General features: G+C 62.3%; 8 protein-coding genes. 4 read left to right on the forward strand and 4 right to left on the reverse strand.

Annotated features, from left to right (window positions below; genetic code table 11):
• Positions 1–71: 71 nt before the first annotated feature.
• From AB4N33_RS24875 to AB4N33_RS24890, 4 genes are all read right to left on the reverse strand, one after another.
• A complete protein-coding gene (locus AB4N33_RS24875; RefSeq protein WP_476458443.1) occupies positions 72–1,925 on the reverse strand; it encodes a TonB-dependent receptor domain-containing protein in 1,854 nt (617 codons plus the stop codon).
• Between the two features lie 79 nt (positions 1,926–2,004).
• Positions 2,005–3,903: a 1-deoxy-D-xylulose-5-phosphate synthase gene (gene dxs / locus AB4N33_RS24880; RefSeq protein ID WP_460120497.1), complete on the reverse strand. Its 1,899-nt coding sequence runs from the start codon at positions 3,901–3,903 to the stop codon at positions 2,005–2,007.
• 91 nt (positions 3,904–3,994) lie between these two features.
• A complete protein-coding gene (ispA, locus tag AB4N33_RS24885) occupies positions 3,995–4,882 on the reverse strand; it encodes a (2E,6E)-farnesyl diphosphate synthase (RefSeq protein WP_476458444.1) in 888 nt (295 codons plus the stop codon).
• Positions 4,879–5,121, reverse strand: a complete 243-nt coding sequence (locus AB4N33_RS24890) for an exodeoxyribonuclease VII small subunit (protein WP_007894317.1) — start codon at positions 5,119–5,121, stop codon at positions 4,879–4,881. Before AB4N33_RS24890 ends, ispA begins: the two co-directional genes overlap by 4 nt.
• Positions 5,122–5,594: 473 nt before the next feature.
• Here AB4N33_RS24890 and AB4N33_RS24895 point away from each other — a divergent pair, with 473 nt between their 5' ends.
• The 4 genes from AB4N33_RS24895 to AB4N33_RS24910 are packed head-to-tail and all read left to right on the forward strand — an operon-like array spanning position 5,595 to position 13,341.
• Complete coding sequence (locus AB4N33_RS24895) at positions 5,595–6,392, forward strand: YfaP family protein (RefSeq protein WP_476458445.1); 798 nt, start codon at positions 5,595–5,597, stop codon at positions 6,390–6,392.
• A 36-nt stretch (positions 6,393–6,428) separates the two neighbouring features.
• Entirely contained in the window at positions 6,429–8,141 is a 1,713-nt protein-coding gene (locus AB4N33_RS24900) for a DUF2138 domain-containing protein (protein WP_476458446.1), read from the forward strand.
• Positions 8,111–8,776: a DUF1175 domain-containing protein gene (locus tag AB4N33_RS24905; protein WP_476458447.1), complete on the forward strand. Its 666-nt coding sequence runs from the start codon at positions 8,111–8,113 to the stop codon at positions 8,774–8,776. Before AB4N33_RS24900 ends, AB4N33_RS24905 begins: the two co-directional genes overlap by 31 nt.
• Complete coding sequence (locus AB4N33_RS24910) at positions 8,773–13,341, forward strand: alpha-2-macroglobulin family protein (protein WP_476458448.1); 4,569 nt, start codon at positions 8,773–8,775, stop codon at positions 13,339–13,341. Before AB4N33_RS24905 ends, AB4N33_RS24910 begins: the two co-directional genes overlap by 4 nt.
• Position 13,342 lies beyond the last annotated feature (1 nt).

Below are 13,342 nucleotides of genomic sequence, written 5' to 3' on the forward strand. Positions count from 1 at the left end.
GTGGCGCTCTTGAAATCTGTAGGAGCGGGCTTGCCCGCGATGAGGCCAGTCAATACACCGAACAATCCGGATCAGAGCTGCGGCGTCCAGGTCACCCCGAACATCCACGCCCGACCTTCCTCACGATACCCGTACTCACCGCCGTCATGGCTGTAAAGCGCCCGGCTGTAACCCTTGTCCAGCAGGTTATCCACCTTCAGCTCCAGCGTGACTTCGCGATTGAGCGCCCAACTGCTGCGCAGTCCCAGCAGCGCGTAGCCTCCCAGCGGCTGCAGATTGTTCTCATCGTCAAAACTGCTGCTCACCGCTTGCCAACTGGCACCGAGACCCAGGCGACCGAACTGACGGTCCAGGTCCAGGCTCAAGGTGCGTCGCGCACGCCGGGCCAGGGTGTGGCCGCTGTCGCGGTCGCGCGGGTCGATGATCGCGACCCCGAGATTACTCTGCCAACCGAACAGTTCTTGCTTTAATCCCGCCTCAAAGCCGTTGATCCGCGCCGAGGCGACGTTCTGCGGGCGATTGTTGCTGCCGAAGATGATCGCGTCCTTGAGGTCGGTGCGGTACAGCGAGGCTTCGAGCCGGCTGGTATCGGTCAGTTGGCTGCGCCATTGCAGCTCGTAGCTTTTCGAGGTTTCCGGCTTGAGGTCCGGGTTGCTGAAATCCGGGTAGTACAGGTCGTTGAAGGTCGGGGCGCGGAAGCCCTCGCTGTAGGTCAGCAGCAGGTCATTGTCCGCGTTCAGCGGCAGGGTGACGGTGCCGCTCCAACTGTTCTGGCTACCGAACTGCTGGTTCTGGTCGCGGCGCAGGCCCAGTTCCGTGGAAAAACTGTCGGCCTCGAAGCGATGTTGCACAAACGCAGCACGGTTCCAGCGACTGTCTTCATCGAAGGCAGTACTGCTGTTGATGCGGTCCTCGTACCAGTCCCCGCCCAGGATCAGGCTGTTGCGGGCGTCGAGCGTGAGGTCGTTCTGCCAGGTCACCGAATCGCGGTAAGTGTTGAATACGCTGCGTTCGTCGCTGAGCTCATCGAAGGTTTTTTCACGGTTTTCGCTGTGGCCGAATTCGACTCGGGTTTTCCACCGTTCGTTGACACGCCCATCGATGTAACTGCTCAGGCTGCTGACGGTGAAGCGGTTGTAGGGTTGCTGCTGGACAAAGGGGCTGTCGAACGCGCTTTTACCGCGGTTATCCAGGAGGTTGGCGCCCACTTCCAGGTCTTCGTTGACCGCATGGCTCAAGGAAAGGCTGATGGATTTGTTGCGGTACTCATCATGATCGCCATCGTTGGGATAGGACTCCCGGGTGCGATCGATCCCGGCGGTTTCATCGAGACTGGCGCCGAGATTAAAACGGGTTTGCTCGTCACCTCCGGACAAGCCCACGCTGCGTTCCCAGGTCTGGTTGCTGCCCCAACCCACGTGAAGGCGCGGCTGCAGGCCCTGCTCGCCACCGCGTCGGGTGAATATCTGAATCACCCCGCCAATCGCGTCACTGCCGTAGATCACCGAGCGCGAGCCGCGCAGCACTTCGACGCGCTCGACCTGCTCAATGTTGATGTGTTGCAGGTTGCTGTCGCCGGAGGTCGAGTTGCCGATGCGTTGGCCATCAACCAATACCAGGCTCTGTGCCGATTTGGTGCCGCGAATGTAGACGCCCGGCAGGCTGCCGCGACCGCCGGTTTGCCCAACCTGCACGCCCGGCACGCGTCGCAGCAGATCAGTCACGCTGCTCGGTTGCAGGCGGTCGATGTCTTCGCGGGTAAATACGGTATTGGCGGCGCTGCTGTCATTGCGTGCCTCGACCTGGCGATTGGCGCTGATCAACACGTCTGGCAGCTTGAGGGCCTGGTCGCGTTCGAAGGTGTCGGCCAGCAGCGGGGCGGATGGCACGAGGGTCAACGCCAGGGCGAGGCGGGGGAGGTTCATGGGTAATCCATTTGGCACTAAAAACAAATGTCGAACCGTCGCACCGCCGCTCCCACAGGTTTTGTATTGGGTGTGAAATTTAAGTGTTCAACAATGCGAGGCGCTTGCGCACCGACGCCTCGATCCCCGCTTCATCCAGGCCGCACTCAGCCAGCATCTGCGCCGGTTTGGCGTGCTCGACATACGTGTCCGGCAGGCCCAGGTGCAGGATCGACTTGAGGATGTTTTCCTGGGCGAGGAATTCGCTGACCGCGCCACCGGCGCCACCCATGATCGCGTTTTCCTCGATGGTCACCAGCAGATCGTGGTTGCCGGCGATTTCGCGCACGAGGGCTTCATCCAGCGGTTTGACGAAACGCATGTCGACCACGGTCGCGTCCAGCGTCTCGGCGACTTTCAGGGCTTCGGCCAGTTGTACGCCGAACACCAGCAGCGCGACTTTTTGACCGCGGCGACGAACCACCCCCTTGCCGATCTCGATCGGTTGCAGGTCTTTCTCGATGGTTGCGTTCGGGCCGGTGCCGCGCGGATAGCGCACCGCCGCCGGGCCGTTGTACAGATGGCCGGTCGTCAACATCTTGCGCAGTTCGTTTTCGTCGCTTGGGGTCATCACCAGCATGCCGGGAATGCAGCGCAGGAACGACAGGTCAAAACTGCCTGCGTGGGTCGGGCCGTCTTCGCCTACCAGGCCGGCGCGGTCAATGGCAAACAGCACATCGAGGTTTTGCACCGCGACGTCGTGCACCAACTGATCGTAACCGCGTTGCAGGAACGTCGAGTAAATCGCCACCACCGGTTTGGCGCCTTCGCAAGCCATGCCGGCGGCGAGGGTCACGGCGTGTTGCTCGGCAATCGCCACATCGAAATAACGCAGCGGGAAACGTTCGCTGAACGCCACCAGGTCGGAGCCTTCCTTCATCGCCGGGGTAATGCCCACCAGGCGAGGGTCGGCGGCGGCCATGTCACACAGCCATTCGCCGAACACACCGGAATACTTTGGCCCGCCGGCCTTTTTCGGCGCAGTGGCCGGGGCATCGACCGGCTCAAGCTTGGTGATCGCGTGGTAACCGATCGGGTCGACTTCCGCCGGGGCGAAGCCTTTGCCTTTCTTGGTGACCACGTGCAGGAACTGCGGGCCCTTGAGGTCACGCATGTTGCGCAGGGTGGCGATCAGCGTCGGCAGGTCGTGGCCGTCGATAGGACCGATGTAGTTCCAGCCCAACTCTTCGAACAGGGTGCCGGGGACCAGCATGCCCTTGGCGTATTCTTCGGTGCGGCGGGCGATTTCCCAGGCGCCCGGCAGGCGCGACAGGACCTTTTTGCTGCCCTCGCGCATGCTGGCGTAGGTGCGGCTGGAAAGGATTTTCGCCAGGTAGTTCGAGAGGCCACCGACATTGCGCGAAATCGACATGTCGTTGTCGTTGAGGATCACCAGCATGTTGGCGTCCACTTCCGGCGCGTGGTTCAGCGCCTCGAAGGCCATGCCGGCGGTCAACGCGCCGTCGCCGATCACCGCAATCGCCTTGCGCTCGCTGTTTTGCAGGCGAGCGGCAATGGCCATGCCCAGCGCGGCGCTGATCGAGGTGCTGGAGTGACCGACGCCAAAGGTGTCGTACTCGCTCTCGGAGCGGCGCGGAAAGGCGGCTACGCCGTCCTTCTGGCGAAGCGTGCCCATGCGCTCGCGACGGCCAGTGAGGATCTTGTGCGGATAGGCCTGATGACCGACGTCCCACACCAGCCGGTCGTCCGGGGTGTCGAAGACGTAATGCAGCGCGATGGTCAGCTCGATGACGCCCAGGCCGGCACCGAAATGCCCACCGGTCTGGCCGACCGTGTAGAGCAATTCCAGGCGCAACTCATCGGCCAGGGTTTCCAGCTCGGCTTCACCTAGCCGGCGCAGGCCGTCCGGCGTGTTGGCGCGGTCGAGCAGGGGCGTGGTCGGGCGCTTGCGGGGAATCTCATGAAACGTCGTGGGCATCAGGCGAATCGTTATAGGTATAAAAGATGCGGCAGTTTACCTGATGCATCGCCCCCTGCCCACGCGTTGGTCTTTTTTGGCCGATACGCCGTCAGCTGCGGCGGCCGACGATATACCGGGCCAAGTCGCGCAATGGTTCTGCGTCCGCGTCAAACGGTCGCAGCGCGTGCAGCGCCTGATCGCGCAGTTCCAAGGCGTAGGCCTTGGCCGCGTCGAGCCCCAGCAAGGCCGGGTAGGTCGGCTTGTCGCGGGCGATGTCGGCACCCTGGCGTTTGCCCAGGGTCTCGGTATCGCTTTCGACGTCGAGAATGTCGTCCTGCACCTGGAACGCCAGGCCGATGGCCTGTGCATAAGTCTTCAGCGACTTCAGTTCGTCTTTTTCGGCACGGCCGCTGGCCAGGGCACCGAGTTTGACGCTGACCTCGATCAGCGCGCCGGTCTTGTGCCGGTGCATGTATTCGAGGGCTTTCTGGTCAAGCTTCAAACCCACCGAACCGAGGTCGATGGCTTGACCGCCAACCATGCCCGCGGGACCTGCGGCCAATGCCAGCGCGCTGACCATTTGCAGGCGGATTTGGGCATCGACCGAGCTAAGGTCCGGATCCAACAAAGCGCTGAAGGCCAGGCTCTGCAAGCCGTCGCCGGCGAGAATCGCGCAGGCTTCGTCGAATTTCTTGTGGGTGGTCGGCTGGCCGCGACGCAGATCGTCGTCGTCCATAGCCGGCAGGTCGTCGTGCACCAGGGAATAGGCGTGGATCAGTTCAACTGCGCAAGCGGCGCCGTTGGCTTGCTCGGCCTTGCCACCCAGCGCTTCGCAAGCGGCATAGGCCAGCAATGGACGAACGCGCTTGCCGCCGTTCATCACGCTGTAGCGCATGGCTTCGTAAAGCCGTGCCAGCTCAGGGCTCGGCGCGGTGAACAGTCTTTCCAGTGCCGCGTCGACGCGGGCCTGGCTGGTCGCGGAGTACGCAGCAATCATTCTGGCTGGTCCGCGTCGAAAGGTTCTTCAGCCAGTTCGCCGTCTCGCTCGAGCAGCACTTGCACTTTCTGCTCGGCCTGGGCCAGCGCCGCCTGGCAATCACGGGTCAGACCGATGCCTTGCTCGAAAGCCGTCAGCGAGTCTTCCAGCGACAATTCGCCGTTCTCCAGTCGCTCCACCAGCGTTTGCAGGTCGGCGAGGGATTGTTCGAAATCCAGTGCAGCTTTTTTGCGGGCCATGGCGGCTAATTCCGGTTGACGTTAAACCGGCGGGACACTAGCAGATAGGGGGGTTATGGGCAAATTGACGGGTGTGAATCGCGACCCTTCCCCTGTAGGAGCGAGCTTGCTCGCGATAGCGGAGTGTCTTGCAGCTCAATGTTGACTGACACACCGACATCGCGAGAAGGATGGCCCAACAACAGGGTATTGGGCCAATCCGGTTGCTGCCAGATCCATTGCGGTGCCATGGCGCTTCGCTCCGGGTTGAGATGAGCCGAATAATCGCTTTATTCGGCTCACCGTCCAGCAACAGACGTGAACGGGGCCGCATTTAAGAAGGCCACCAATTGTTAAAAAGCCACCAAATGGCTAACCTTCGCGCCTTCCCTGACCCAACGGTCATGGGGCTTTCTGACGAAACGCAGGTTTTGCCTCTGTAACGCGCCGAGGATCGGGTGCAAGGTTTCGTTGTGCATGGCAGGAGGCGTCACATGCGTTCATTCATTCTGGTGCTGATGGGCCTGGGCTTGGTAGCTGCATCGGCAGCCTGGGCCGGGCCGACGGCCGAGTTGTCCGAGCCGGTGGGCGGCTGGCGTTACAACGGCTTGCTCGATCGCAGTGAAAACCCTCGAGTGGCCTACCCCACGCCACCCATTGCCCGGGGCGTGCAGCGCAATCGCACGATGATCGAAGGTCAGCTCAAGGCCATCGGCCGCCAGCGCGGGCCGCATACGCTGGCGGTCAACGGCAACCCATTGAACCTTTACACCGACGATACGGGCCGTTTCGCCCGGCCGTACGCCTTTGGCGCGGGCTCCAACAGCGTCGAAGTGCGCAGCGCCGAGGGCCAGTCGCTCAGGCGTGTTCAGTTCTATGAAGCCAATAACCTGCGCACCCCGGCCCGAATTCGCGTGGTGCTGGGTTGGGACGACCCCAAAGCCGAACTCGACCTGCATATCATTACCCCGGACGGCCAGCATGCGTTTTTTGCCCACACGGCATTGACCAATGGTGGCGGCCTGGACCCGGACGGCGTCGACGGCCCGGGCCCCGAGATGTTCACCATGACCGCTCCCATGCGCGGCACCTATCTGGTCTACGTGAACTATTGGGGCAACTTCGGCAGCGGCGGCTATAACTTCGATGAGACCAGCAACCAGAACGAGGTGATCACCTCGCAGATCAATCTGGTGCTCAACGAGAACACCGTCGACGAAAAACGCGAGACCTTCGTCGTCCCCCTGCGCGCCATCGGTGACCTGCTGCTGGTCAAGACATTCAACTATTAAGCATCCCGCTCCACGGATGAATTGGGCTTTGTGAACATGAGCGATAACACTGTTACCCCGGCCGCCGAAGCACCTGCCGGCAAGATTCCCCGCCGCTGGCCGGCGTTGCTGATTGGCTTGTGCCTGGTGGCCGGCGTGGCGGGCGGGCTGGGTTGGTTCCTGCACAAGCCCAAGTTGCCAGCCGCACAACTGGCCAGCGACAAACTGGGCATGAGCCGCCCGGACGGCCTGCTCGAAACCCACTCCTTGAGCCAGTTGCCCAAGGACTTGCTGGCGGTGCCCTTCCTGAAGGAAACCCTGACGGAAGATTTCGTCTTCTATTACCAAACCCATGCCGATCGCCTCGGCCTGATCGGCAGTCTGCGGCGGATCATCTATGAGCATGACCTGAAGTTGCAGGACAGCCTGATCGAACAACTCTTCGACCAACCGGCAGACGTGGCACTGTGGCGCGGGGCGGATGGCCGCCTGAAGGACTTCTTGTTGGTGATGGATCGCGGTGGCCTGGCCAAGGTGCTGGAACCACTGGCGAAAGTGGCGCTGGACGATACGCAGTTGAGCAAGGTCGGCGACGTGAAAGTCGGGGCCGACGATGTGGCGCTTTATCAACTGACTTATAGCGCCAGCAAGGCGCTGTTGTTCGCTTCCCATGGCGACAAACTGGTGGTGCTGTCCAACCCGACGAAACTCTATGACGCGCAATCCGGCGAGCAGCAGGAGCCGGGCAACGTCTCGACGCAAGCCATTGGCGCCTTGCTCAGCGGTGACAAACTGTTCCCTGAAGCCTTTGGCCTCGCCCCTCGTGCACCCGAAGTGAAGCAACGCCTGGCCGTCAATGCCAGCGTCCTGGCCATGGGGTATCAACGCTTCATCCCCAACTTCGCCGGATTGCGTTTTGACATGGACGACAAGGGCTGGCACAGCTACCTGGCCATGGACGAGCTGGAGAACCAGCCGGACTTCGACTTCAAGCCGATCTGGCAAGCCATGCCGATGGGCGCCAGCGCCTGCGTGGCGCTGCCACTGGCCGCCGAGCAGCAGAGGCCCCTGCTGGTGAAGTTGGGTGCCGAGGAAAAGGTCGCCCAGGCGCTGACCGAACAGCTGGCGGGCGCCGCCGGGCTCTGCTGGTACGCCGATTCGCGGTTGTACACGCCGCTGCTGGTGGCCAGCCTCAACGACAAAGACAACGCCAGTCTCGACGGCGAGTTGGGCACGCTGTTCGGCTCGATGGTCGGCGCCTATGAGGGCAATGTCGAAGATAAAGTATTCCCGATAGCGGAGAAGCAGGAAGGCGCCAGCCATCAGTGGGTGCGTCAGGTCAGCTCCAATTTTGGCCCGTACAAGGCCAAAGACGCCGAGAACCCCGACGCGATCACGGGCAAGGCGTTCATGAAAGTCAGCCTGGCGCGCCATGGCTCGACCCTGTTGTTTTCCCTCGACGACAAGCTGGTGGGCAAGGCGCTCGACACCCTCGACAAGCACTTCCCGCCAATGGCCGACGTGGTGCCCAAGGACCTGCTGATGCCGGTCTATTTCGGCCCCGATTCCATGGCGCAACTGATGCAGCGCGAAACCCTCGACAGCCTGCCGCAAGACATGGAACCGGTGTTCTACAACGCCGCACAAACCTACTTGATCCCCAAGCTGCGCAAGTTCGGCGGCTACGGCAAATATGCGCTGACCCTGCCAGAAGGCAGCGAGCCTGACGGTCACTGGCAATGGCTGCCACTGGAGTGGAAGGCGCTGTGAAGTCGCTTATCCGCAGCCTCGGCCTGCTGGCGCTGTTGCTGGGCGGTCGCGCATTCGCCAATGAGGCGGCCGCACTCGATCCGCAGCAATCCCAGGTCTTCCGCGCCTGGTTTGTGCGCATCGCCCAGGAACAATTGAGCCAGGGGCCCAGCCCTCGCTGGTTTCAGCAGGACTGCGCGGGCCTGGTCCGTTTTGCCGCCAACGAAGCGCTGAAGGTGCACGACGACAAATGGCTGCGCAGCAATGGCCTGTCCAACCGCTACCTGCCACCGGAAATGCAATTGAGCGAGGCCCAGCGCGGTTTGGCGCAGCAATGGCAACAGGGCGGCGGCAAGATCGGGCCGTATGTGAATGCGATCAAACTGATCCAGTTCAACAGCCACCTGGTGGGCCGTGACGTGACGCAAGCGCGGCCCGGCGACCTGATGTTTTTCGATCAGGGTGACGACCAGCACCTGATGATCTGGATGGGCCGCTACATCGCCTACCACACCGGCACCACCACCCCTACTGACAACGGCATGCGCTCGGCAAGCCTGCAACAACTCATGACATGGAAGGACACCCGATGGATACCCGATGCAGCCAACCCCAACTTCATCGGCGTCTATCGACTGAATTTTCTCACCCAATGACCGGTGCCCGCATGCTGCGCATTTGCTCACGAATTTCTTTGTTGTTGGCGCTGCTGGTGCCGTTGGCCCACGCCGAAGACACCGTTGAGCCGAGCGGCTACACGCCGGTGGCCGGTGAAAGTTTCTTCCTGCTGGCCGACAGCAGTTTTGCCAGCGACGAACAGGCGATGGTGCGCCTTGAAGCGCCGGGTCGCGACTATCGTCGTTTCCGCATGGAGCCCTACGGCGGCGCCGATATTCGTGTCTACCGCATCGACAAGCCACTGGACTTCCTCAAGCGCCAGAAGAACCTGCATCGGGTGGTCAGCGACGGTCAGTTCAAGGGCGAGGGCCTGTCCAACACCCTCGCTTACCTGTGGGACAACTGGTACCGCAAATCCCGTCGGGTGATGCAACGGGCGTTTTCCTACGAATCCCGTCAGCAGGTCACCGAAGAGGTGCCTGAGTTGAAGATGGGCGCCGCGATCGCCGCGCCGACACCTTACGACGCGCAACCGCAATTCGCCCTGATACCGGGCTTGCCGGTGGTCAGCCAGTTCCGCTACCCGCTGTGGCAAGCCAAGCCGATCCAGCCACCACCCGGTGTCAACCTGGCCGGCTCGTCCAGTGAGTTCGTCAGCGTCGCACCGGGTAACGTCTACATTCCGTTGGGCAACCTCAAACCGGGCCTGTACCTGGTGGAAGCGCTGATCGGCAAGTACCGCGCCACCACCATGGTGTTCGTCTCCAACACCGTGGCGGTGAGCAAGATTGCCGGTGATGAACTGCTGGTATGGGCGGCGCGCAAACACGAAGGCAGTTCGGTGCCCAAGGTGGATGTGCTGTGGACAGATGGCCTGGGCGTGATGAGCAGCGGCGCGACCGACGCCGATGGCCTGCTGCGTTTGAAACACGTCAGCCCCGAGCGTTCGTTCGTGATCGGCGAGGACGAAGAGGGCGGGGTGTTCGTCTCCGAGAACTTCTATTACGACAGCGAAATCTACGACACCAAGCTCTATGCCTTTACCGATCGGCCGCTGTATCGGCCGGGGGATTGGGTGTCGCTGAAGATCGTTGGGCGCGAGTTCAAAAACGCTCGTGACTCGGTGGCGCCCGGCGCCGCCGACGTCAACCTGACCGTGCTCGACGCCACGGGCACCGCGCTGCAATCGCTGGCACTCAAGCTGGATTCGAAGGCGGGCACCCAGGGCCGTTTCCAGTTGCCGGAGAACGCGGTGGCCGGTGGTTATGAGCTGCGTTTCAACTACAAGGATCAGGCCTACAGCAGCGCCTTCCGTGTCGCCGAATACATCAAGCCGCACTTCGAAATTGCCCTGAACCTGGCAAAACAGGATTACCGCACCGGCGAGCCGGTGAAGGGCAACCTGGTGTTGCTCTATCCGGACGGCAAGCCGGTGGCCAACGCCAAGTTGAGCCTGAGCCTGCGTGCGCAACAACTGTCGATGGTCGACAACGAGCTGCAATACCTCGGGCAATTCCCGGTGGAGCTCACCAGCGCCGAACTGACCTCGGACGCCAAGGGCACTGCGACCCTCGACCTGCCGGCGACCGACAAACCGAGCCGCTACATGCTCACCGTGTTCGCCAGCGATGGCGCGGCGTATCGGGTCAAGACCACCAAGGAAATCCTCATCGATCGTGGTGCCGCGACCTTCCGGTTAAGCGCGCCGCAACGCTTCAGTGCGGTGGGTGACAAGGTGGTTTTCAACTACCTCAATGAAGGCGGCAGCGAGCAGGGCAAGGCGTTGACGCCGAGCGCTTACAGCTGGGTGCGCCTGGAAGACCAGAGCACCGGTGAGGGCAAACTCACGGCCAGCGACCAGGGCTTTACCCTGGCTTTCGAACGGCCAGGCACCTACAACCTGACGTTGAAAGACGAGCATGGGCGGGTGGTCGGCGCTACCGGCCATTCGGTCACCGGTGACGGCATCAAGGCGGTACCCGGGACCGTGGAAATCGTCCTCGACAAAGCCGAGTACAACGCAGGTGACGAGGCCCTGGCGCTGATCACTTTCCCGGAGCCGGTCAGTGATGCCTTGCTTTCCCTGGAGCGTGACAAGGTCGAGGCCACGGCGCTGATGTCCAAGGGCGGCGACTGGCTGAAGATGGAAAAACTCAGCGACACCCAATACCGCGCGCGTATTCCCGTGAAGGATAATTTCGCGCCGAACCTGACTTTCTCCGTGCTGTACACCAAGGGTGGTCAGTACAGCTTCCAGAACGCCGGCATCAAAGTGATCGCGCCGCAGATCGACGTCGCCATCGCGACCGACAAAGAGGCCTATCAGCCAGGTGAAACCGTGTCGGTGGACCTCACCGCTGCATTCGCCGGCAAGCCGATTGCGGCGCACCTGACGGTCAGTGTGGTCGATGAAATGGTCTACGCGCTGCAACCGGAAGTCGCGCCCAGCATCGACCAGTTCTTCTACCACCCACGGCGTAACAACGTGCGTACCAGCGCCAGTCTGTCGTTCATCAGCTACGACGTTGCGTTGCCGGGTAGCCTTGGTGCGCCGGGCAAGGCCAATCGCAGCGAGCGCGGTGTAAAAGTACTGGAGCGCCCGCGTCGCGAAGACGTCGACACCGCTGCGTGGCAGCCGGAACTGGTCACCGACGCCAGTGGCAAAACCCGCTTCACCTTCACCATGCCCGACTCGTTGACCCGCTGGCGCATCACCGCCCGGGCCATTGCCGATGACGGGCAGGTTGGGCAGAAGAAGCAGTTCGTGCGTTCGGAGAAGCCGCTGTACCTGAAGTGGAGCGGTCCGACCCGGTTCCGTAATGGCGACAAACCGGATCTTGGTGTGTTCGCGTTCAGCCAGGCCGAGCAACCGGTCAAGGCCGAGTTGCTGATCCATTACGCCGGCAGCGAACAGCGCTTGCCGGTCACTCTGAGCAACGGCATCAACTACGTCGCGCTTCCAGCGTTTGCCCTGAGCGATGGCGAGTGGCGCGCCGAGCTGGTCCAGGATGGCAAAACCGTGGATGCCCTGGCCGTGAACCTGGCGTTGAGCGGTAACGGCTGGCAGGTCACGCAGAGCCAAAGCCTGGACGCCACCAGCGGTGATACTGCGTTGAATGTGCCGAGCGATGCGACGGACATTCGCCTGCGGCTGGACGACAGCCCGCAAGCGCTGTTCCGTTCGGCGCTCGACGATCTGCTGAGCTACCCGTACGGCGGCGTCGAGCAGACCGCCAGCCGTTTGCTGCCGTTGAGCATTGCCTATCCGACACTGGCGTCGAACCCGCAGATTCGTGATCGCTTGCGCCTGATCATGCAGAACAGCCGTCTGCGGTTGGTGCAAATGGCCGGGCCATCGGCGAGTTTTACCTGGTGGGGCATGGACGGCGAACCGGATGCCTTCCTCACTGCGTATGCCTACTACGCCGACTGGCATGCGAGCAAAGCGTTGGAGCTGAGCCTGCCGCCGGAGCATTGGCAGAGAGTACTGGAGGTCTACTCCAAACAGGCCAGGAACACGCCGTTGTTGCAACGGGCGCTGATTCTGTCGTTTGCCAAACAGATGCAATTGCCGGTCAACACCTTGCTCAGCGGCTTGATGGACGATCTCGCCGCAGCAGGCGAGGGCCATGCCGCGAACCCGATGGAGGATGGTGAAGACAGCCTGGTCATGAGCGACCCGGATTCGGCCTTGGGGCTGGCGGCAGCGCGTACATTGACCGCCGCGTTGGCCAGGCAGGCGAAAGTCAATCTGCCGGACGCGTTCAACCGCCGCCTGACGGAGGCGCAACAGCGTCTGGCGGTCAGCTCGCAGCCGTTTGCCGAGGCCTTGAACCTGTCGTTGCAGGCCTTCGATCAGAGCCGCGCACAAGCGTTGTTGCAGCGTCTGTTACCGCAGCAGTCGACCCTGGAGCGGGCACTGGCGCTGACCTGGCTGCAGCGCAGCATCGAGCAGGCGTCGCCGACCATTGCGCTGGCGCCAGGCGAAGGCTGGAAGAAACGCTACGGTGCCAGCGGCGAGATGTTCTGGACGTGGCAGGGCCCTGCGCCCGTGCCGAGTGTGCTGTCTCTGAGCGGCACCCAGGAACGTCCGCTGCGCGCGATGCTGAGCTATCAGACCCAACAGCCGGCGCTTGACCCGATGGCGGTGAGCATTACCCGCCGCCTGTCGCGACTGGTGCCGGGTGACGAAGCCTTCACCTTCAAGCTCGAAGCCGTCGGCCCGCAGCCGTTGTCCAGCGACAGCCTGTACCTGGACGAAGTGATCATCACCAGCAAAGCCGCCAAACCGCTGCGCTACGGCATGCTCGAAGTGCCGCTGCCGCCGGGTGCGGATGTCGAGCGAACCACCTGGGGTATCAAGTTACTGGGCAAGGCAGGTAGCGAACCGACGGCGCTGGAGAAGGCGCGGTTCGAACCGGGGCAGATGACCTATGCGGTTCCCGTGGATGCCCTGAGCGGCGAGCTGCGCCTGCGGCATCTGGTGCGTTTCTCACAAAAGGGGCAGTTCAATCTGCCACCGGTACGCTTCACTCAGGTCTACGCACCGCAACATCAGGCCCAGGAGCAAAAACCGGCGCTTGGCCAGGTCACGGTCCACTGAC

Source organism: Pseudomonas sp. S1_E05 (assembly GCF_056337105.1).

What these genes read in the sequence shown, in the direction of transcription:
- AB4N33_RS24875 (WP_476458443.1), bottom strand. Translation starts at nt 1,925, where the DNA reads ATGAACCTCCCCCGCCTCGCCCTGGCGTTGACCCTCGTGCCATCCGCC.
- dxs (WP_460120497.1), bottom strand. Translation starts at nt 3,903, where the DNA reads ATGCCCACGACGTTTCATGAGATTCCCCGCAAGCGCCCGACCACGCCC.
- ispA (WP_476458444.1), bottom strand. Translation starts at nt 4,882, where the DNA reads ATGATTGCTGCGTACTCCGCGACCAGCCAGGCCCGCGTCGACGCGGCA.
- AB4N33_RS24890 (WP_007894317.1), bottom strand. Translation starts at nt 5,121, where the DNA reads ATGGCCCGCAAAAAAGCTGCACTGGATTTCGAACAATCCCTCGCCGAC.
- AB4N33_RS24895 (WP_476458445.1), top strand. Translation starts at nt 5,595, where the DNA reads ATGCGTTCATTCATTCTGGTGCTGATGGGCCTGGGCTTGGTAGCTGCA.
- AB4N33_RS24900 (WP_476458446.1), top strand. Translation starts at nt 6,429, where the DNA reads ATGAGCGATAACACTGTTACCCCGGCCGCCGAAGCACCTGCCGGCAAG.
- AB4N33_RS24905 (WP_476458447.1), top strand. Translation starts at nt 8,111, where the DNA reads ATGGCTGCCACTGGAGTGGAAGGCGCTGTGAAGTCGCTTATCCGCAGC.
- AB4N33_RS24910 (WP_476458448.1), top strand. Translation starts at nt 8,773, where the DNA reads ATGACCGGTGCCCGCATGCTGCGCATTTGCTCACGAATTTCTTTGTTG.